18 protein-coding genes and 1 tRNA gene are annotated in these 19917 nt (G+C 74.1%); 9 read left to right on the forward strand and 10 right to left on the reverse strand.

Features of this window, described 5'->3' with window-relative positions; genetic code table 11:
• Window positions 1-39 precede the first annotated feature (39 nt).
• From ACH4SE_RS01995 to ACH4SE_RS02010, 4 genes are all read right to left on the reverse strand, one after another.
• Window positions 40-564, reverse strand: coding sequence for a SigE family RNA polymerase sigma factor (locus tag ACH4SE_RS01995; protein ID WP_398541305.1), 525 nt, complete (start codon window positions 562-564; stop codon window positions 40-42).
• A 256-nt stretch (window positions 565-820) separates the two neighbouring features.
• On the reverse strand, window positions 821-1762 hold the full coding sequence (locus tag ACH4SE_RS02000) for a DUF1906 domain-containing protein (protein WP_398541306.1): 942 nt from the start codon (window positions 1760-1762) through the stop codon (window positions 821-823).
• Window positions 1763-2133: 371 nt separating this feature from the next.
• Window positions 2134-2448 carry a hypothetical protein gene (locus ACH4SE_RS02005; protein WP_398541307.1) on the reverse strand — a complete coding sequence of 105 codons (315 nt, stop codon included), beginning with the start codon at window positions 2446-2448 and terminating at the stop codon, window positions 2134-2136.
• Between the two features lie 264 nt (window positions 2449-2712).
• The gene (locus ACH4SE_RS02010) at window positions 2713-3453 is read right to left on the reverse strand and encodes an SDR family oxidoreductase (RefSeq protein ID WP_398541308.1); all 741 of its coding nucleotides are present in this window, start codon (window positions 3451-3453) and stop codon (window positions 2713-2715) included.
• A 122-nt stretch (window positions 3454-3575) separates the two neighbouring features.
• Between ACH4SE_RS02010 and ACH4SE_RS02015 the strand changes: the two genes are divergently transcribed.
• Both ACH4SE_RS02015 and ACH4SE_RS02020 read left to right on the forward strand, forming a co-directional pair.
• On the forward strand, window positions 3576-4055 hold the full coding sequence (locus ACH4SE_RS02015; protein ID WP_398541309.1) for an RrF2 family transcriptional regulator: 480 nt from the start codon (window positions 3576-3578) through the stop codon (window positions 4053-4055).
• Window positions 4056-4198: 143 nt separating this feature from the next.
• Complete coding sequence (locus ACH4SE_RS02020) at window positions 4199-4795, forward strand: hypothetical protein (RefSeq protein WP_398541310.1); 597 nt, start codon at window positions 4199-4201, stop codon at window positions 4793-4795.
• Window positions 4796-4859: 64 nt separating this feature from the next.
• Here the strand turns inward: ACH4SE_RS02020 and ACH4SE_RS02025 are convergent, their stop codons facing one another.
• From ACH4SE_RS02025 to ACH4SE_RS02035, 3 genes are all read right to left on the reverse strand, one after another.
• Window positions 4860-5603, reverse strand: a complete 744-nt coding sequence (locus ACH4SE_RS02025; protein WP_398541311.1) for a hypothetical protein — start codon at window positions 5601-5603, stop codon at window positions 4860-4862.
• A 1013-nt stretch (window positions 5604-6616) separates the two neighbouring features.
• Window positions 6617-6703 (reverse strand) — tRNA-Ser (locus ACH4SE_RS02030).
• 50 nt (window positions 6704-6753) lie between these two features.
• Window positions 6754-8463, reverse strand: a complete 1710-nt coding sequence (locus ACH4SE_RS02035; protein ID WP_398541312.1) for a trypsin-like peptidase domain-containing protein — start codon at window positions 8461-8463, stop codon at window positions 6754-6756.
• 155 nt (window positions 8464-8618) lie between these two features.
• Here ACH4SE_RS02035 and ACH4SE_RS02040 point away from each other — a divergent pair, with 155 nt between their 5' ends.
• The 3 genes from ACH4SE_RS02040 to ACH4SE_RS02050 all read left to right on the forward strand — a co-directional run bounded on the left by ACH4SE_RS02040 (window position 8619) and on the right by ACH4SE_RS02050 (window position 11615).
• Window positions 8619-9518: a glycerophosphodiester phosphodiesterase gene (locus tag ACH4SE_RS02040; RefSeq protein WP_398541313.1), complete on the forward strand. Its 900-nt coding sequence runs from the start codon at window positions 8619-8621 to the stop codon at window positions 9516-9518.
• A gap of 424 nt (window positions 9519-9942) precedes the next feature.
• Window positions 9943-10548, forward strand: coding sequence for an ATP-binding protein (locus ACH4SE_RS02045; protein WP_398541314.1), 606 nt, complete (start codon window positions 9943-9945; stop codon window positions 10546-10548).
• Between the two features lie 83 nt (window positions 10549-10631).
• Window positions 10632-11615 (forward strand): DUF5926 family protein, encoded by a 984-nt coding sequence (locus tag ACH4SE_RS02050; RefSeq protein WP_398541315.1) that lies wholly within the window; start codon window positions 10632-10634, stop codon window positions 11613-11615.
• 396 nt (window positions 11616-12011) lie between these two features.
• Here ACH4SE_RS02050 and ACH4SE_RS02055 read toward each other — a convergent pair whose 3' ends face one another.
• Both ACH4SE_RS02055 and ACH4SE_RS02060 read right to left on the reverse strand, forming a co-directional pair.
• Window positions 12012-12209, reverse strand: coding sequence for a hypothetical protein (locus ACH4SE_RS02055; protein ID WP_398541316.1), 198 nt, complete (start codon window positions 12207-12209; stop codon window positions 12012-12014).
• 468 nt (window positions 12210-12677) lie between these two features.
• Window positions 12678-13370, reverse strand: coding sequence for a bifunctional DNA primase/polymerase (locus ACH4SE_RS02060; RefSeq protein WP_398541317.1), 693 nt, complete (start codon window positions 13368-13370; stop codon window positions 12678-12680).
• A gap of 696 nt (window positions 13371-14066) precedes the next feature.
• On the opposite strand from ACH4SE_RS02060, the gene ACH4SE_RS02065 reads away from it, so the two are divergent.
• A complete protein-coding gene (locus ACH4SE_RS02065) occupies window positions 14067-15590 on the forward strand; it encodes a PP2C family protein-serine/threonine phosphatase (protein WP_398541318.1) in 1524 nt (507 codons plus the stop codon).
• Window positions 15591-15640: 50 nt separating this feature from the next.
• On the forward strand, window positions 15641-17143 hold the full coding sequence (locus ACH4SE_RS02070; protein WP_398541319.1) for an aminopeptidase P family protein: 1503 nt from the start codon (window positions 15641-15643) through the stop codon (window positions 17141-17143).
• 27 nt (window positions 17144-17170) lie between these two features.
• On the opposite strand, the gene ACH4SE_RS02075 is transcribed toward ACH4SE_RS02070, so the two are convergent.
• Entirely contained in the window at window positions 17171-17662 is a 492-nt protein-coding gene (locus ACH4SE_RS02075; protein WP_398541320.1) for an ATP-binding protein, read from the reverse strand.
• 202 nt (window positions 17663-17864) lie between these two features.
• Between ACH4SE_RS02075 and ACH4SE_RS02080 the strand changes: the two genes are divergently transcribed.
• Both ACH4SE_RS02080 and ACH4SE_RS02085 read left to right on the forward strand, forming a co-directional pair.
• Complete coding sequence (locus tag ACH4SE_RS02080; RefSeq protein ID WP_398541321.1) at window positions 17865-18677, forward strand: hypothetical protein; 813 nt, start codon at window positions 17865-17867, stop codon at window positions 18675-18677.
• A gap of 396 nt (window positions 18678-19073) precedes the next feature.
• Window positions 19074-19859, forward strand: a complete 786-nt coding sequence (locus tag ACH4SE_RS02085; protein ID WP_398541322.1) for a YcnI family protein — start codon at window positions 19074-19076, stop codon at window positions 19857-19859.
• The last annotated feature ends 58 nt before the right edge of the window (window positions 19860-19917 follow it).

A 19917-nucleotide genomic window follows, 5' to 3' on the forward strand; every position in this document is an offset into this window, starting at 1 on the left:
GGTGGTATGTCACTACCCCCTGCGGGGGGCGCGGAGGCCTCAGGCCACGCAGAGCTCCACTTCCGGATCGTCGCGGAGCTTGCCGAGGGCGCGGGAGACGGCGCTCTTGACCGTGCCGACCGAGACGCCCATCGCCTCGGCCGTCTGCGCCTCGCTCATGTCCTCGTAGTAGCGGAGCACGACCATGGCGCGCTGGCGCGGGGGCAGACGGGATATCGCGCGCAGCAGCGCGTCCCGCTGGGCCTGCTGCTCGGTGAGGTCGGGCAGGCCCGACGCCGCCGGCTCGGGCAGCTCGTCCGTGCTGAACTCGTCGACCTTGCGCTTGCGCCACTGCGAGGTCCGGGTGTTGACCAGCGTGCGCCGCACGTAGCCGTCGAGGGCCCGGTGGTCGTCGATCCGGTCCCAGGCGAGGTAGGTCTTGGTCAGTGCCGTCTGGAGCAGATCCTCCGCGTCGGCGGGGTTGGGGGTCAGGGAGCGCGCGGTGCGCAGCAGCGTCGGGCCCTTGGTCCGGACGTAGGCCGTGAACTGCGTTGTGCCGGCGCGGGTGCACACAGGCGTGGTCATGGCTCCACGCTAGGGGCCGGGGCGGGCCGCGCGGATCGGCCGCAGGTGCCGAAACGAGATCACCCTCAGGTCGTAGGCCGGGGGATTGCCCCACCCCCCGAGGGGGGAGCCGGGCCTCAGGGTAGGACGGGGGATACACCCTCAGTCGTACGGCACCCCGCTCCACCGGCGCCCGCCCGCACCCGCTCCCCGGCGCCCGGCGCGGGTCCGCGGCCGGCGGGAGTGCCGGGCGCGGCCCCGGCCGCACGGGCCCACGTCACCAGTGGTGACGGGCAGGGCCAGGTCGCGGGTGCACGCGGGGCTGCCCGGCCGGCAAACGGCCGAGCCGGCTGCCGGCAGGGGCGACGATCGCGACCGGCGCGTCGATCAGGTCACGGTCGATGGTCAGCGTGCTGCCGCCGTGCGTCTCCGTCACGCTGCCGGTGTACTGGTGGATCCGGGCGTGCGAGGGCCAGGCGCCGGCGGCCAGCACCGGCTCGTCGGTGAGCGTCGCGTCCACGCCCCAGCGGGCGTACCAGACGACGTCCGGCAGGTCGCCGACGCCGGCCCGGCGGGCCGTCTCCATGTGCCGGATGCCGGAGTCGGCGCTGCTGTAGAAACCGGTGAGGTAGCCGGCGGCCCGCACGGCGCGGTCCCACGCGCGCACGAAGGTGAGGGTCGCGGCGTCGCAGTCCGCGTCCCGCGTGTCGTAGGCCTCCATGTCGAGGTAGAGCGGGCTGCCCTTGTCCAGGCCCAGCGCCTGCGCCGCGGCCACCGCGTCCTCGCCCTCGTCGCCGCCCTGCGCGGAGGCACGGAGCGGGTCGATGCGGTAGGGGTTCTTGTTGGAGCCGGTGACGCACGGGCTCTGCGAGCCGACGTAGATGGGCAGCAGTCCCCAGCCGTCCGCCGTGGTCTGCTGCACCCAGTCGGTCGTGAGGTGCAGTTGGCTCTTGCAGGCGCGGGCGCGCCCGCCGAAGTAGATTCCGACGGCGCCGTAGGCGGAGGAGGCGCGCCAGGCCCGCATCGTCGCCAGGTCGGGTGCCTGGCACGTGTCGAAGCCGCTCCCCTGGAAGATCCGGGGCGCGGTGTCGCCGCGGTCGGCCCCCGAGCCGTCCGACACGGCGGCGGCGCCCGCCGCCGGGAGAAGCAGGCCGGTCATCGTCAGGATGCCCACCAGGAGGCGGCGTACATAACGGACGAAACCACTTCTGTCGCTCATTTCAGCGAGTCAACGCGGGGAAGTCCCGCCACGCGCGCAGACACGCCGCCGCACACCCGTCTGCGGCGGTTTCGACCCCCTCCCGCCACCCCTCGCGCCCTGCCCACCTCCCCCTCGGACGCCACCGCCCCTCGGCCCCCTTCACCTCCCCCTCGGACCCCACCGACCCTCGGCCCCCACCGACCCTCGGCCCCCTTACCTCCCCTCCGGTCCCGCCACCCTCCCGGAAGCTGTGTCCACAGCCTGTGGACACACCCCCCGCGTGCCACCCCCGGTGGGCGCGCGACGGCACGGGGAGACCGTCGCGCGCCCGGACCCGACTCAACCGGCCGGCGAGCACCTCGCACGCCGGGGCCGGGCCGATCGCGGGGTCACCCGAGCCAGAGCGGCGAGAAGTGGACGTCGACGGTGTCCTGGTCGATCGAGGTAAACGGGGAACCGGCCACGCTCGCCTGGTTGTTCCGGTTGGAAGCGCCGGTGCCGGTGGCGACCTGCTGGGTGGTCGTCACGTTGCCGAAGTTGTCCCCGACGACGTTCCCCCCGGAGTTGCTCACGACCGTCGCGGCCGACCGGCCGCCCGCGAAAGCGCCGTCGTCCGCCGCGGCGGTGCCGGCCGCGAACAGCACCGCCGCGAGGGGCAGTGCCGCCACAGCGGCCAGGACACGTGCGGTACGGATGCTTGCCATGGTGTTCCCTCCCAGGAAACAGAATTCCGACGTCGGACCTGCTGTCTGCGGCGGAGCGGCCGGCCGGCCGCTCCTTCCGCCCCTCTGACGGCGTCGCCGAGATCAGGTTGCCCACCGCACTCCGCCCGATGCGCCCGCGTACTCCTTTTCCCTCCCAAGCGTGACGTTCCCTCCCCAAACACCCCTGGCGCGTTTCCCCGGGTCACTGTCCCGGCCCGGCGCGCCCGCCGCGCACACCTCCCCCGCACCCGAGGGGACGACGGGTCAGTGCTCGTTCCGGAGCCAGTCGCGGTAGTGCGTGGGGGCGAGCCGGACGTCCGGGCCGCCGACCAGCACGTCGCCGTCGACCGCCGCGAACATGCCCGCCGTGTCGTCCGTGACGACCTCGCGGCCGTCCCCCTTCACCTCCAGCGTGAGCCGGCCGAGGTCGTCGAGCGTGAAGAGGTCCGGCCCCCCGACGTTGCGGATCCCGTCCAGCGGCGCACCCGTCGCGACCTCGAAGACGGCCGCCGCGACGTCCGCGGCGGCCATCGGCCGGACGGGCGTGGCGGGCAGCCGCACCGTCCGCTCGTCCGAGGTCCACGACAGCACGGCGTCCATGAACTCGAAGAACTGCGTGGCCCGCACGATCGAGTACGGCGTCGGCCCCTGCCGCAGCAGTTCCTCCTGGAGCGTCTTGGCCCGGTAGTAGTCGAGCCCCGGCACCCGGTCGACGCCCACGATCGACAGCACCACCTGGTGCCGCACTCCGGCGCGCTCCCCCGCGGCGAGCAGGTTGCCCATCGACGTGCGGAAGAAGTCGAGGGACTTGTCGTCAAAGGTCGGCGAGTTGGCCAGATTGACCACCGTCCCGGCACCTTCCAGCGCCGCGTCGAGGCCGTCGCCGGTGATCATGTCGACGCCGGTGGACGGCGACGCGGCCACCGCCTCGTGCCCCGCCGCCGAGAGCTTCGCGACCACCTGCGACCCGATCAGACCCGTACCGCCGATGACGGTGAACTTCATCGCTGCCACCTCTCGCCCGCTCCACGCGTGAACTCGGACAATATGTGTCCGAGATGATAGTCGGATAAACTCTGTCCGAGTCACACGGACGCAGGGGGTCCTGCTCGGGAAGGGGAACGGGCGTGAAGATCTCCGGCGGGGTCGAGTGGGCGCTGCACTGCTGCGTCGTCCTGACGACCGCCCGCGAGCCGGTCCCGGCCGCACGGCTGGCCGAGCTGCACGACGTCTCCCCGAGCTACCTGGCCAAGCAGCTCCAGGCCCTCTCCCGGGCCGGCCTGGTGCAGTCCGTCCAGGGCAAGGCGGGCGGCTACGTGCTGACCCGGCCGCCGGAGCAGATCACCGTACTGGACGTCGTCACCGCGGTGGACGGGGCGCAGCCCGCCTTCACCTGCACCGAGATCCGCCGGCGCGGGCCCCTCGCCACACCCCCCGAGGCCTGCACCCGCCCCTGCGCCATCACCCGCGCCATGGCGGGCGCGGACGCCGCGTGGCGCGCGAGCCTGCGGGGCATATCCGTCGCCGACCTCGCCGCCGAGGTGACCGGCGACTACGGCCCGGCGGCGCTCCCCGCCATCGGCGCCTGGCTCAACGCGGGACCATGACGCCCGGCGGTGCGAGGGCGCCCGCGCGCCGCGACCGCCGCACACCACCCCAACGGCCGCCCCCGAGCAGGACCTTCGGCATTTTCATCACAGGTCCGTCACATCTCCTCCACATGACGCGTCGGGTCCGCCACTCTGGCCCGATGCGCACCCGTATCGCCACCACGGCCGTGGCCGCCGCCGCCCTCACCGCCCTCACCGCCTGCTCGTCCGGCAGCGGCAGCACCGTGAAGACCGCCCCCGACAAGCCCGCCGCGACGACGGCGGCCGCCGGGCCCACGACCGCGGCCCCCACGACCACGACGCCCGCCCCCAGGCCCACCGCGGCGGCCGTCGGCGACACCGTCACCGTGAGCGGCGACGGCGGCGTGAAGCTCGCCATCACCCTCAAGAAGTGGACCGACACCGCCAGGAGCACGGACGAGTACTTCACGCCCGACCCCGGAAAGGCCTGGGTGGCCGGCCAGTTCGAGATCAGGAACGTCGGCACCGGCGTCTACGACGACAGCCCCGGCAACTGCGTCCAGGCCGCCGACGCCCAGGGCCAGCGCTTCGACGAGACCCTCGTCGACGCCATCACCGCCGGCCCGCTGATGCCCCCCGAGCTCAAACTCCCCCCGGGCGACGTCGCCCTGGGCTGGCTCGTCTTCCAGGTCCCCAAGCCCCCCGCGGTCACCCGCGTCCAGTACACCCCCAACTCCGGCTTCGCCGAAGAAACGGCCCAGTGGACGACGAAGTAGCCCCACCCCGCCGCCGCCCGGCAGACCCCGCTGCCGGGCCGCGACCGGCGATCCGCACCCGCGCCTACTCCACCGCCCCCGTCGGCGCCGGTCCCCCCGGCTCGCCCGCCGCCCCCGACGGCGCGGCGTTCACGGTGCCCCCACTCGTCGTCTGGCCGAAGAAGAACCCGAGAATCAGCAGGAACGCATTGGTCAGGATCTCCGGCGCCGGAGTGTGCAGGAACATGCCCACCACCATCGCGATCGTCAGCACCGAGATGAGAAGACCTCCCACCAGCACCGCGACGGGCTCCTTCTCCAGAAGCGACTTGCGAAGGCGCCACTTCCGCTCCCTGATCTCGATGTCGTGCAGCGCGAGATCGAGCTCACTGCCCGCGACGTGCTCCGCCTCCTGGGCGATCAGGCGCTGCTCGGACACGTAACCCGACAGCAGCGAGGTGAGTTCCTGCCGCACCTCGGGATCCTTGACCTTCTCCTCGATCGTCGCGAGGAAGTCCTCCAACTGCTCCTGCGGCACGAGCGTCCTGATCCGGTCGAGCACCAGCCGCTTGCGCTCGACGAGGATGGGCAGCACCCCCACCGTGATCGTCCCGCCGGCCGACGCCCGCGCCACCACCGCACCGACACCGGCCGAGAACTTGATCCCGAGCGCCCCGAACTGCCCGGGATTCGCGATCGCCAGGTTGATCCGGTCCAGCGACTCCTTGAGCTGGTTGAGATTCTGCGCCTCGATCTGCGTGTGGCCCAGATTCATGAGCCGCAGTTGCGGCTCGAAGAACGACCGAGCGGCGTCCATGTAGTTCGCCACGCCCGTGCCCACGAGCGGATTCCCAGCAACGCCCACGCGTCCCCCCGGCATATCCACACTCCATGCGCCCCAAGAGCCCGACCCGCTCCCCTGACGGCCCGTCGAGATATGCGGTACCCCACGCTCCCCCACCGGACACGCACCGGGCCAGCGGCGGACACGCACCGGGCCCCCGGCGGCGGAGCCGGCGCGTCGGCGGCCCCGCACGGCGGATCCGAGCCTCCCCGAGCCGCAGGCCCCCACCCCGCCGAGGAGCACCCCCACCGGGCCGACGCGCGGTTCGCCCGTCGCCCCCCGCCTGTCGCCGCCGCCCCGGATCGCGGCCCGGCCGCCCAGCCATGACCGCCCTCGCCACCACGAGGGCCGTCCACACGCGCGTACGTGCAGGGGCCCGGTTCACCCCCGGACGGCCGCTGCCCCCACCACACGGCTGCCTGCCCGCACAGGCCGGCCACACGCGCCGGGTCGCGAGCGGGAGACCACCGAGGCCGCCATCAGGACGTTGGCCTCAAAAGTTCTCGCACCCGACCTTCACTTCGAAGAAATACCAACGCCTCATCCTTGCATTCGTAGGCTCTCGTGTACCATGTGCCGTGCCTCCGCACCCGAAGTGCGGATCACCGCCTACCCACCACGCTGCACGAGGTGCCTCGATGAGCAGATCCCACGACCTCAACGTGAGGCTCTCGCTGGCGAAGATCAGATGGGGCGTCCTCAGCGGGGGAGGCATCGCCGCAGCCATCGCGTCGGGGCATGTGCACGACCACACCGCGGTCTGGGCCCTGGTCGTCTTAGGCGTCGTCGGGCAGTGCTGCGAAGTCGCCCTCCACCTCGCCAACCGACGCAGGCGCTGAGGCCCCAGGCCCCTCGGGGCCGCGGTGTCCGGTCGACGCCTGTCCCACGCAGTGGTCCACGGCGGGCCATACGCGGTCCACGGTGGGACGGCAGACGCACAGAGTGGGTGCCCCGGAGTCCGGGGCACCCGCTCTGGCCTGGTCATACAGCTAGCTGTGCGGAGGCTGTGGGATTTGAACCCACGGTGACATCGCTGCCACGACGGTTTTCAAGACCGTTCCCTTCGGCCGCTCGGGCAAGCCTCCCCGCGGCGCCCGGGCCCCCGGACGGGGGGCTGGGCGCTGCGGGGATCAGCCTACTGCGGGGTGTCGCCGACGCGGGAGCCGAGGGTGACGGTGGTGGTGTGGGTGGAGCCGTCGCGGGTGTAGGTGACCGAGACCTTCTCGTTGGGCTGGTGCTGCCAGATCTCGCCGATCAGGGTCTCGTCGCTGTCGACGATCGTGTGGTCGAACTCGGTGATGACGTCGCCGGGCTTGAGGCCGGCCTTGTCGCCGGGGCCGTCCGGGGTGACTCCGCTGGAGCCGTCGGCGATCTTCGCGCCGTCGCCCTGGTACTGGCTGTCGACCTGGACCTCCATGACCGGGTAGACGGGCTTGCCGGTCTTGATGAGCTCGTCGGCGACGCGCTTGGCCTGGTTGATGGGGATGGCGAAGCCGAGGCCGACGCTGCCGCCCTGGCTGCCGGGCTGGGTGTTGCCGCCGGGCTGGATCGCGGAGTTGATGCCGATGACGGCGCCGTTGGCGTTGAGGAGGGGGCCGCCGGAGTTGCCGGGGTTGATGGACGCGTCCGTCTGGATCGCGCTCATGTAGGACGCCTGCGAGCCCTGGCCGTCGCTGGACGCGACGGGGCGGTGGACGGCGCTGACGATGCCGGTGGTCACCGTGCCGGACAGGCCGAAGGGGGCGCCGATCGCGATGGTGGCGTCGCCCACCGCCACGTTGTCGGAGTTGCCGAGCGGGAGCGGGGAGAGCTTGACGCCCGAGGCGTTCTTGAGCTTGATGACGGCCACGTCGTAGCCCTGGGCGCGGCCGACGACCTCGGCGTCGTAGGTCTTGCCGTCGGAGAACGTGACGGTGAGCTTGCCGCCGTCCGCGGCGGGGGCGACGACGTGGTTGTTGGTGAGGATGTGGCCCTGGGTGTCGTAGACGAAGCCGGTGCCCGTACCGCTCTCCTGGCTGCCGCTCGCCTTGATCGTCACGACGCGGGGGAGCGCGGTGTTGGCGATGCCTGCGACGGAGGTGGGGGCGCGGTTGAGGGCCTTCTGGCTGCCGCCGTCGGCGACCGTGGTGGAGCTGGACGTGTCGTTCTTGTCGTTGTGCTCCGCGGCCCAGTAGCCGATGCCGCCGCCGACGCCGCCGGCGACGAGCGCCGCCACCAGCACTGCGGCGACCAGGCCGCCGAAGCCGCGGCGCTTGCGTCCGCCGTCCGGGGGCACGGGTGCGGGCTGGCCCCACACCGGGCCCTCGGGCCCGCCCGGGGCGCCGTAGCCGGGCTGGGTCTGCGGGGGCTGGCCCCCGTGGGCGTACGAGGGCGTGGCCGGCACCGCGTACGGGTCCTGCGGGGGCTGCGGGGCCTGGTGCGGCGGCTCCGCGCCGAACGCGGCGTGCTGCCCGTAGCCCTGCGGCTGGGCCGGCACCACGGGCGGCTGGGCGTCGGCGCGCGGCTGGGGCTGTGCCGGTACGGCCGCAGGCGCGTCGTACGCGGGCGGCTTGGCGTCGTACGCGGGTGCGGGCGCGGGAGCCGCCGGCTCGTAGGACGGCGCGGCCTGCGGCTGCTGGTGGGCGAGCGCGGCCGGAGGCGGCCCGTACGGCGACGGCGGCCCCACCGGCGGAGGCGCCTGCGCCGGCAGGACCTCGGTGCGCGCGGCGTCGTCCGTGGGCGCCGGCGGGGTCGCCGGAGGAGCGGGAGCCTGTGCCGCCGAGGCACCGTCGTACGCCGCACCGCCGGGTGCGGCCGCCTCCGACTCCGCAGCCGGGACGGAACCGGCTTCGTTTTCGGTGCTCACAGCGTTTCTCCTCGGTTAAGGACAGAGTGGTGGGCCGAACACAGCATTTCCCACGGCGTGTCGGACCACCGTAAGCGGGAGCTGTGCATGTCAGGGACGCGTGCTCCGGGAGCCGGTTCGCGTGACCGCCGCCGAGGCGGTGGCACCATGAACCGGTGACACATGTGCGCGCGGTCCCGGAGGCGTACCCGCAGGGGCGACCTGTCCAGGTCGTCGCCCATCGGGGTGCTTCCGAAGATGTACCAGAACATACGCTCGCCGCGTACCGGAAAGCCATCGACGACGGGGCCGACGCCCTGGAGTGCGACATCCGGCTGACGGCGGACGGCGAGCTGGTGTGCGTGCACGACTGGCGCGTCAACCGTACGTCCAACGGCCGCGGCGCGGTCTCCTCGCTGGAACTGGCGGATCTCGCGGCGCTGGACTTCGGCTCCTGGAAGGGGCGCCAGGCCGATCCGGAGGCGCCGGAGCGCGATCCGCAGGGGGACACGGACGATCCCGAGGAGCGCAGCCGCGTGCTGACCCTGCGGCGGCTGCTGCAGCTCGTGGTGGACACCGACCGGCGGGTCGAGCTGGCCATCGAGACCAAGCACCCGACGCGCTGGGCCGGACAGGTGGAGGAGCGGCTGATCGAGCTGCTGCGCGCCTTCGGCCTGGACGGGCCCTCGCCGGCCGGGGCGCCCTCGCCGGTGCGGGTCATGAGCTTCTCGTCCCGTTCGCTGCGCCGGGTGCGGCTCGCGGCGCCCGCGCTGCCGACCGTGTACCTGATGCAGTACGTGTCGCCGCGGCACCGCGACGGCCGGATCCCGGCGGGGGTGCGGATCGCCGGGCCGAGCATACGCATCGTGCGGGCGAACCCGGGGTATGTGGCGCGGCTGCACCGCGCGGGCAACCGCGTCCACGTGTGGACGGTCGACGACCCCGCCGACGTCGAGCTGTGCGCCCGGCTGGGCGTCGACGCCGTCATCACCAACCGGCCCCGGCAGGTACGCGCCCAGCTCGCGGCGATCGACGGCGCGGGCGGGATCGACGGCACGGGCGGACTCCGGCGCTGAACCGGCGCGAAAGGGGTGTGCGCCCGGCCGCACGCCTCCCGCGCCGACGCCGTACCGACAGGGTGCGGGATCCGCCGCCTGGGACCGGCCGCGGGTCCCCGTCGCCCGCGGGCTGTCCACCGCGCGTATTGCGCCGGCGGCGCAATACGCCGCGGATTCGCCGCCGGGCGGCCGCTGGGAACGCGGGCGCGGAGGTGTGCCGGGCGCTCCTCCGGCCCGTCGCGTGAGGCGGGGGCGTACGCGGGCGGGCGGCCGGTACGGCTCCGGTGCGCGGCGGTCAGGAACGCGGGAGGTTTTCCCACCACCTGGCGCAGAGCCTTTTGCCGGGACGTAAGGAGTGCGTCAATAGATCGCGGTTGGCCCGTTTCCGGTCCGGTCCCAGAGGGCATCCATCCCGTGGCGTGGGGTGAAGGAGGTCACGGGGGTGTCGTTGATGGTCGCACAGGAGGTGCCGACGTCCACGACCATGGCCCTGCCCCATGGTCCCGACGGCGTCGCGGAGGCGCGCAGGCGCATGCGCCGGGATCTGTACGCGCAGAGCGTGCCGGAGCCGGTCGTGGACGACGCGGTGCTCATCCTTTCGGAGCTGCTCAGCAATTCCTGCCGGCACGCCCGTCCGCTGGGCGATCCCGCGGAGGGCTCGCTGCACGCGTCCCCGGGCGCGGACACGGGCCGCGGAGGTGCGCAGGAGGCGGACGGCGGTATACGGGCCGGGTGGGCGGTCGGGGACGACGGCCTGCTCAAGATCGAGGTCACGGACGGCGGCGGGCCCACCAGGCCGCGCCCCTCCAGCCCCTCCCTGACGGCGCACGGCGGCCGTGGCCTGGGCATCGTCGGCAGCCTCGCGCTCCGCTGGGGGGTGGGCGACTACGCGCCCGGCGAGGTCACCGTGTGGGCCCTGCTCCCGGTCCGCGGCCGGCACGCCCGCCGTGACGGCCTCGCCCCGGGCGGTACGGGCATCGGCCTGCCCCGCGGGGTCCCCCTCGGCCTTCCGCTGGATCTGGCGGAGTCCCTGGACGACCGGAGCTGAGTCCCGCCCGTCGTGGTCGGGCGGAGGGCCGCCGGGCGCTAGGCTCGCGGCCGGAACAACGCCGCACCGGGAGAGACCGAGCCATGGCCAAGAAGCGCGCGACCGCCACCAGGAGCAAGGGGGCCGCCCCGGCGGCCGGAACGGCGAAGGGCGCGGCAGTGCCGGTGGTCGGCGCGCGGGAGCCCTGCCCGTGCGGATCGGGCCGCCGCTACAAGGCCTGCCACGGCCGCGAGGCCGCACACGCGGTGACGGAGCTGGTCAAGCGCCCCTTCGAGGGCCTGCCCGGCGAATGCGACTGGGTGGCGCTGCGCGAGCTGGTGCCCGCGGCGACCGCCCCGCTCACCCTCAAGGAGCCGCTGCCCGACGGCGTGCCGTCCGTCACGCTCGGCACCGTGCTGCCGATGGCCTGGCCCGGACTGCGCCGCGACACCGGCGCCGTGCTGCTCGGTCTGCAGAGCGACACCGCCTCCGGCGACATCAGCCGCGACCTCGCCGACACCCTGACGCGCGCGCTCACCGCCGAGCCGGGCAACCCCGTCGAGGGCCGCAGGACGGCGCCGGACGGGCCGCGGCTGCAGGATCTGCTCGACCTGGACGCGCCTTTCGTGCCGGAGGTGCACTCGGGCTTCGAGTTCTGGCTGGAGGACGCGCAGACGGCGACCGGCGAGGTGGCCGCGTCGCTGGAGCGCGCGAACGAGGCCGTCATCCCGACCGTGCGGCTGAGCGGGGTCGAGGCGGCCTACTGGTGCGAGACGCCGGAGAAGAACCACCTGCGGTGGGTCATGCCGCACCCGGAGGAGGCCCTTCTCGACGCGATGGCCCGCCTGCACGTCGCGGGCGCGTCCTCGCTCGGTGAGGGCACCCGCCTCGTCGGGTCCTTCCGCGCGCACGGGCTGACCGTGCCGGTGTGGGACCTGCCCTCGGGCATGGGCGCGGAGGAGGTCGAGAAGCCCGCGGCCGCCTTCGGCGAGCGCCTGGCGGAGACCCTGGCCCGCACCGAGCCCCTGTCCGCCGAGGAACGGCGGGCCCGCAGCGGCTTCATGAACCGCCAGATCACCCTGAGCTGAAGCGCCCCGGGGCCGGCGCCCGGCCGGGTGCCGGCCCCGGGCGCCGCCCGCACGGCCCGGCGCATCCGACTGAGCGGTTGGTCAGTGATTCCGGTCACAACCCTGGCGAAACCCCCAGCATTGGGCGCCTGCTCCGCTTGCGGGGAATTTGCGAACGGACGAAGTCTTGTTACCGTTTAGTCAGCCCGGTCGCTGATGCATCCCCCGTCGTCAGCGACCGGGTTTTCCATGTGCCGGCCCCTGTGCAAGCCCACGCCCAGGCCCGTGCCGCCCCGGGTCAGCCGCCCGCGGGCCCGCCCCGAACGCCGCTCGGGATCACGGCGCGAAGGCCGCGGACGCGAGCCACGCCCCCGCCGCCCGATCCTCCGGACCGGGGGCGCCTGCGGCACCTACCGCTCATTCGCCGCCCGCCCGGCCCACGCCCGGGGTGCCGTGCGGCGTGCTGTGCCCGGCCTGGCGGCGCGGGGCGCCGTCGTGGTGGTCGGCGGTCACCGCGGCCAGGGGCAGGACGACGGCGAGCGCGACGGCGCTCGCGGCCGCGATCAGCCGCAGCCGGTCCCCGGGGTCCTGTGCCGCCTGGCGGTGCGCTGCCATCCGCTCCCCTCCTCCTCGCGCCCGGTCGCCGTCTCTGCGCACGACGCAATGTGCCACGAAAAAGAACATAGCGGTCAGGTGCGGACCGTCCCGCCCATGCGGCGCCGCGCGCCAGGTCACCTGCGGTCAGCCACTGCCCGATCGGGTGACGGCGGGACACGCGTTCACCCGTACGAGGGATTCCGGCAGCGGCCCTCACACGTCATGCCCCGTGCGTCTCCCGTACGCGCTCACCGTCACGCCGGACCGTACGCCGTCCCGCGTGGGGAGAGCGTGAGGACGCCGCGGTCCGCGCAGTCGCCCCAACCGGCACCTGGAGCCGCGGTCCGCGCGGTCGCCCCACCCGGCGCCCGGACCCGTACCCCGTGGCAATGTGCCGGGGCACACGGCCCGGAGCGGCTTCCTCCGGCACCTCCCGCAGGCGCCGAGGCGCTGAGGCGCCGTCAGCCGTCCCCCGCGGACGGGGCGTCAGTACGTCAGCCGGTCGCTTCCCGGCATGCTGCGGCCCGCCCTCACCAGGGCGTCGATCAGGGTGCCGATCTGCGGCAGCCACGGCTGCGGGCCGCCCGTGCGCTCGTCGGGCAGCGGCGGCCGCACCCAGCGCAGCTGTCCGGCGCTGCTGCTCGACGGCGGGAGCCCCACGTAGCCGCCGTCGCCGTGGTAGCGCAGGGACGCGGGGACCCATTCGTGGCCGTCGAGGATCTCGCCGAGGTCGGCGAGCGAGTAGGGGGCGACCAGCAGCTGATACCGCGTCGGGGTGGCGACGACGGGGCCGAGGCGTACGCCCATCGCCTCCAGCGCCTCCACCGCACGCGCACCGGCCACCGCGGGCAGGCTCGCCGCCGAGACGCGGTCGCCGGTGGCGACGACGACGGGCGCGTCCGGCCGGCTGGTCCACCAGTAGCGCACCATGCGCGGGTCGCGGGTCGCGGCGAGGAGTCCGGGGTCGAGCGGATGTGCCCCGGGTACGGGGCAGTCGGGGCGTGCACAGGCGCACGGCTGCGCACCCGCGGCGCGCCAGCTTCCGCGCCGGTCGTAACCGACGCCGGGCACCACGCGCCATTGCCACTGTTCGGCGTAAGTGAGCGCCGCGTTGAGCAACGCGGTCCGCTCCTTCCGCTGTAGTGAGAGCTTGCGTCGCCTTCCGAGGATCTCGCGCATCAGCGCTCGTTCCTTTCCGTTAACGCCCAGGGATCTGCCCATTACACAACGTAACTTGTCGAGCACACCGCTTGCGAGGCAGCGCAACACGCCGCCGCCAGCCGAGCGTGGAACGTGGCGGAGGTTAGCGCGTACAGGGCGCTCGGCACTTCGCGGTGCCCTGATCGTGACCCACTCGTTCGTGGCTCACTCCGGGCCCAGCACCCCTGCCACTCGGGTTGGGTCGGCCGTCAACTGATTACGTACTTACGACGCTTGAGCCAGACATCGGGTTCCTACCCACCGCCCGCAATATGACGCGCTGTTGGCTTGGATCAGTCGACAGCGCGCATACGGCAGGGGTGGTTCTTTTCGGCCAACGTATGCCGTCGGACATGGCGGGCGCAAGGGACCCGACACCATTCCCGGTATCGGGACAATCCTGGACATGCCCGCGATCGCCCGTGTAGAAGTGGGGTCCTTGACAGCGGCGCAGCACACATGGGGGTTTGCGATGCTAATCATGCGAGTGCTCCGCCTTGCGCGGGCGAAAAGCTCGGATTGCCCCACCCTCCCTTCTCTGCCCGGAAGTCGCGGGCGGTGAACCCGGCCCGGGTCAGAAAAGTGGCCGGAAGCGAGCCACGGCGACCCGCCGCGGCGCATACTCCCAGCGCGCCTGTCTCCGCCTCGTCCTCGCCCGCCGCGGTGCCCTCCGCCGTGCCCGCGGTTCCCGCACCCGCCGCGGAGAGCGCCCCCGGCCTGCCGCGCACCCCGCCCGGACACGCCCCGGCCCTCCAGGACCGCCTGGCGTCGTGGGCCTGCGACCTGTCCCTGCTCCACGAGCTGACCCAACGGCTGGCCCGTACGGCCCTGCTGGACGACGCCCTGCGCGAGGTCGTGCTGGCCGGAAGCGCCCTGGTCGGCGCCCGGCGCGGCCTCATCACCCTCGCGCCCGCCGACGGCCAGGGCCCCGACAGCACCGTCGGCCTCGGCCTCGGGCACGCCGACCTGGGCGCGCTGGAGACCGTCGGCTTCGGCGCGGTGCCGCCGGGCACGGACGAGACCGCGCACCCCGACCTGCGGCAGGGCCCGGGTGCCCGCGGCCGGCACCACGAGGTGGCGGCGCAGCTCGGCCTGGCTGCCGCCTACGGGCTCGCGCTCGCGGTCGACAGCACCCCCGCCCGGCCGGACGGCGGCACGGGATCCTCACCGGAAGCGACCGCTTCCGCCACAAACGGCGCGGCATGTTCCGCCGCCGCCCGGGACTCCGGCCCCTCCGCGCACAGCTGCGCCGCCGAAGACCTCCGCGACATCTCCACAACCGGGCCCGTCCCGTCCACGCCCGTCCCCGCCCCCTCCGCCGCCGGGCCGGCCCGCCGGCGTCTCGGCGCGGCCGTGTGGTTCTACGACGAGCCCGCAGAGCCGACCCCGCGCCAGCGCCGGCTGGCCGGGATGTACCTGCGGTACGCCGCCGAGCACCTCGCCCGCGGTCTGGACCTGGCGCGGGCCCGCCGGGACGCCGCCGCCCTGTCCGACGAGATGCTGCCGTCCCGGCTGCCGCGCGTCCCCGGGCTGCGCATGGCCGTGCGGCACCACTGCGGGCCGCGCGGAGGTGGCGACTGGTACGACGCCCTTCCGCTGCCCGAGGGCGCGCTCGGTCTGGCCGTGGGCGGCGTCACGGGCGCGGGCCCGGGCGCGGTGGCCGCACGGGACCGGCTGCGGGCGTCGCTGCGCGCGTACGCGGTGATGGAGGGCGAGGACCCGGTCGCCGTGCTCTCCGACCTGGAGCTGCTGCTGCGGCTGACCGAGCCGGCCCGCTCCGCTACCGCGCTGTTCGGCCACGTGTGCGCCCCGCACTCCGCCGGGAGCCGCCGTGTGACGCTGGCGGGCGCCGGGCACTGCCCACCGCTGCTCGTCGGCGACGACCGCTGCGAATTCGTCGAGACGTCGCTGTCGGCGCCGCTGAACATGCTCAGCTGCTGGGAGGCGCCCAGCGTCGAGCTGCGGGTGCGGCCCGGCGAGAGCCTGGTGCTCTACACCGACGGCCTGCTGCACCGCACCGGCGACTGCACCGACCGCGCCGTCGCGCGCGTCCACGCGGCCGCCCAGGCCGCGAGCGCTGCCGTGCGCGAGGACCCCGGGCGGCTGGCCGACCACCTGCTGCGGACCGTGCTGCCGGGCGGGCTGGACCGCACGGCGGGCACCGAGGACCTGGTGCTGCTGGTGGCCCGTTTCGACTGACGCACCCCCCGCCTACGATGGACGGACGGTTCATCTGGAGGAGGCAGGACGTGACGGAGGCCGACGGGCAGCGGGGCACGAACGGGGAAGAGCAGGACACGGCGGAAGCGGAGGCGACCGGGGCGGCCGGTGACAAGCCGGTCAAGCAGCGCAAGAACGGGCTGTATCCGGCGGTGTCGGACGAGCTGGCGGCCGTCATGAAGTCCGGCTGGGCCGACACCGAGCGGCGCGGCCTGGAGCCGATTCCGCAGGCCCGGCACACCGCCGCGCGGCGCGCCGCGGTGTCGGCGCGGTTCCCCGGCGAGCGCATCGTCGTCCCGGCCGGCAATCTGCGCCGCCGGTCCAACGACACGGACTACCCCTTCCGCGCCGCCACCGAGTACGCGCACCTCACCGGTGACCAGACGCAGGACGCCGTCCTGGTGCTGGAGCCGCTCGCCGAGGGCGGCCACGAGGCGACGGCCTACCTGCTGCCGCGCTCCGACCGGGAGAACGGCGAGTTCTGGCTGCACGGCCAGGGCGAGCTGTGGGTGGGCCGCCGCAACAGCCTGGCCGAGGCCGAGCAGCTGCTCGGCCTGCCCTGCCGCGACGTGCGCACGGTCACCGACGTGCTGCGCGAGGCCACCGGCCCCGTCCGGGTCGTCCGCGGCCACAACGCGGGCGTGGAGGCGGCGCTGGCCGACAAGGTCACCGCCGAGCGGGACGCCGAGCTGACCGTCTTCCTGTCCGAGCTGCGCCTGGTCAAGGACGACTTCGAGATCGCCGAGCTGGAGCGCGCCTGCGCCTCGACCGCCCGCGGTTTCGAGGACGTCGTCAAGGTGCTGGACAGGGCCGAGGCCACTTCGGAGCGCTACATCGAGGGCACCTTCTTCCTGCGCGCCCGCGTCGAGGGCAACGACGTGGGATACGGCTCGATCTGCGCCTCCGGCCCGCACGCGACCACGCTGCACTGGGTGCGCAACGACGGCCCCGTGCGCTCCGGCGACCTGCTGCTGCTGGACGCGGGCGTCGAGACCCGCCACCTCTACACCGCGGACGTGACGCGCACGCTCCCGGTCAGCGGCCGCTTCACTCCGCTCCAGCGGAAGATCTACGACGCCGTGCACGCCGCGCAGGAGGCGGGCATCGCGGCCGTCAAGCCCGGCGCCGCCTACCGCGACTTCCACGACGCCGCCCAGCGCGTGCTCGCCGAGCACCTCGTCGCGTGGGGCCTGCTGGAAGGCACGGTCGAGCGCGTGCTCGAACTGGGCCTGCAGCGCCGCTGGACGCTGCACGGCACCGGCCACATGCTCGGCATCGACGTCCACGACTGCGCACATGCGCGCATCGAGGCGTACGTCGACTGCACGCTGGAGCCGGGCATGGTGCTCACCGTGGAGCCCGGGCTGTACTTCCAGGCGGACGACGTGACCGTGCCCGAGGAGTACCGGGGCATCGGCGTGCGCATCGAGGACGACATCCTGGTCACGGCGGAGGGCCACCGCAATCTGTCCGCGGCGCTGCCGCGCGCCTCGGCCGAGGTCGAGTCCTGGATGGCCGCGCTGCGCGGCTGAGTCCTCCGGGACGTCCTCCTCAGCGCGTCAGGACGCGTTGAGGAGGGCGTCGTCGCGCCACTTGAGGACCTTGTCGAAGGACACCGCCGTCCCGGCCCCGGGGCGGTCGTGGAAGCGCACGTGGTCCACCAGCGCTTCGATCATGATGAGCCCCCGCCCGTGCTCCGCGTACTGCGCGCGGTGCGGCAGGGGGCGGTTGGGGTGCATGACCCAGTCGGGTTTGCGGTCGAGTTCGGGTGCGTGCTCGAAGACGGTCGTGCGGTCGCGGGAGGTCGTGGGCCCGGAATCGGCTACCTCGATCCGGCAGCAGTCGCCGTCGATGTGCGCGGTGACGCTGTAGCCGGTCGCCGTTCCGGCATGCTCAACGGCGTTCGCGCACGCCTCGGACAGCGCCACCGACAGGTCGAAGGAGATGTCGGGGTCCACCCCGGCCGTCTCCATCGTTCCCAGCAGGAGCTTCCGGGCGAGCGGGACGCTCGCAGCCTCGCGCCGCAAATGGAGTGACCACCAGATGCTCATGCTCAGCCTCCTGGCTGCGGCTCGACATACGACTACGTATTGCCGCGAAGGCCACTCTGTAAGCGCGGTGTTGACGTGACACCGCTCATTCGGCGGATTCCCGCGCCCGGCATACGGGTGTAAGGGCGACCGGACACACCACCGCGAGCCGGACACCCCCTTGTTCACGGACGGGGCCCGTGGTGAGAGGATGTCGGCCGTCATGGCTACCCCCGCCCTCGCTGTGCGCGCAGGCGCCGGCATGCGACTGCTGAGGGCCGCGCTCTTCGCCGCGGTCTGCGTCGTGCTGGCCGCCGCCGGGCACACACTGGCCTCCGGCACCCCGGTGCCGGTCTGGTCGCTGGCACTGGGGTGGCTGGGAGTCGTCGCCGTCGTGGCGCCCCTGGCGGGCCGCGAACGGACGCTGCCCGGCATCACCGCGAGCCTTGCCGCCGGACAGCTCACCCTCCACATGGTCTTCGGCGCGGGCCAGATGTGCGCCACGCCGGGGTTCACCCCTTCGAGTGGTGGTGACGGCGGACTGCTCACCGTGGCCGCCCGGCTGGTGTGCGGCACCCACGCGACGGGGCTGACCCCGCAGGCGGCGCAGCAGATCGTGACCGCCGCGGGGCTCGGCCCGCACGCCGTCCACACCGCGGCCGGCATGCCCGGGATGTCGCCGCAGGCCGGTCTCACCGCGCACTCGGTGCTGGCCGCGCTGCCGCTGTGCTCGCTGCCCATGCTGCTCGCGCACCTGCTGGCCGCCGTGGTGGCGGGCTGGCTGCTGCGGCGCGGCGAGGCCGCGCTCTGGCGGCTGGTCAGGCTGTCGGTGCGCGGCGCGGCCGAGCTCACCGGCTTCAGCCCCGCCGCCGTACGCCGCGCACACGCGCTGCTGGCCGCGCTCGCCGCCGGCCTGTCCGGCGCCCCGCGGCACGGCCCGCCGCGCACCTGGGAGACACCGCGCGCCGCCTGGCGCACGGTGCTGCTGCGGCATTCGGTGGCCCGGCGCGGTCCGCCGCAGGTCGTGGCGGCCTGACGCGACGTCGGCTCCCCCGGCTCACCCTTCACCCGGTTCTTCCGGGCTCGTCCGCTTTCATCCGGTTTCACCCGGCATTGACGGCTCTCTGACATCCCTGGACCTTCCGGGGCCTCAGGTGCCGCGCCGGGCACCGACGCGGGCGGCTCCGGTGCCCGCGTCGGGTGCGGTGCGGGTGGCGGCCGGACGGCGCGCGGGTCCGCCCTGCCGCGCCCGCCGCAGCATCAGCGCACCGGCGGCGCACCCGCGTACCCGCGCCCGCGGACCGTCGCACATTGCGTCGGCGAGCGGTCGCGTACGCCCGTACGCCCCTGCTGCGCGCATCTCAGCGAGCGGCGCGGCCCGTACCTGCACAGCCTTCCGTCCGCAGCATCCTCACCGTGGAGAAGCCCTGCCATGAGCACTTCCCGCACGTCCCGCCTGCGCGGCCGCGCCACGACCGTCGCCGCGCTCGCCGGCGCGACCGTCCTGCTGGCCGCGGTGCCGGCCTTCGCCCATGTCACCGTGCAGCCGACCGCCGCCGCCAAGGGCGGCTACACCACGGTCGCCTTCAAGGTGCCCAACGAGCAGGACGGCACCTCGACCGTCAAGATCGAGGTCAATCTGCCCACCGACCACCCGATCGCGTCCGTCTCCCTGCAGCCCGTGCCGGGCTGGACCGCGCAGGTGACCAAGTCGAAGCTGGCGACGCCGGTCAAGACCGACGACGGCACCGTCGACCAGGCCGTCACCAAGATCACCTGGTCCGGCGGGAAGATCGCGCCCGGGCAGTTCCAGCAGTTCCCGGTCTCCTTCGGCCCGCTGCCCTCCGACACCGACTCGCTGTCGTTCAAGACGCTGCAGACGTACGACAACGGCGACGTCGTCCGCTGGATCGAGATCCCGCAGGCCGGCCAGGCCGAGCCGCAGAACCCGGCCCCGACCCTGAAGCTGACCGCGGCCGCGTCCGGCGACGCCGGCGCCGCCACGGGCACCCCCGCGCCCGCGCCGGCCGCCGACAGCGGATCCGGCGCGGCCGAGCCGCGGACCGCCGCGTCCGGCGGCGGCAGCGACGGCACCGCGCGGGCCCTCGGCATCGCGGGCATCGTCGTCGGCGCCGCGGGCGTCGGCTTCGGCGTCCTCGCCGGGCGGCGCCGTACGGCCGCGGCACAGGACTCCGGCAGCTCCGCGGCCACCGACTGACGCCCACCGCAAGACGCCGGGCGGCCGCGTCCCCCGCACCGCGGCCCCGCGGCCGCCC

Origin of the sequence: Streptomyces sp. NPDC020983, assembly GCF_044333485.1 — a bacterium.
Classification (GTDB): domain Bacteria; phylum Actinomycetota; class Actinomycetes; order Streptomycetales; family Streptomycetaceae; genus Actinacidiphila.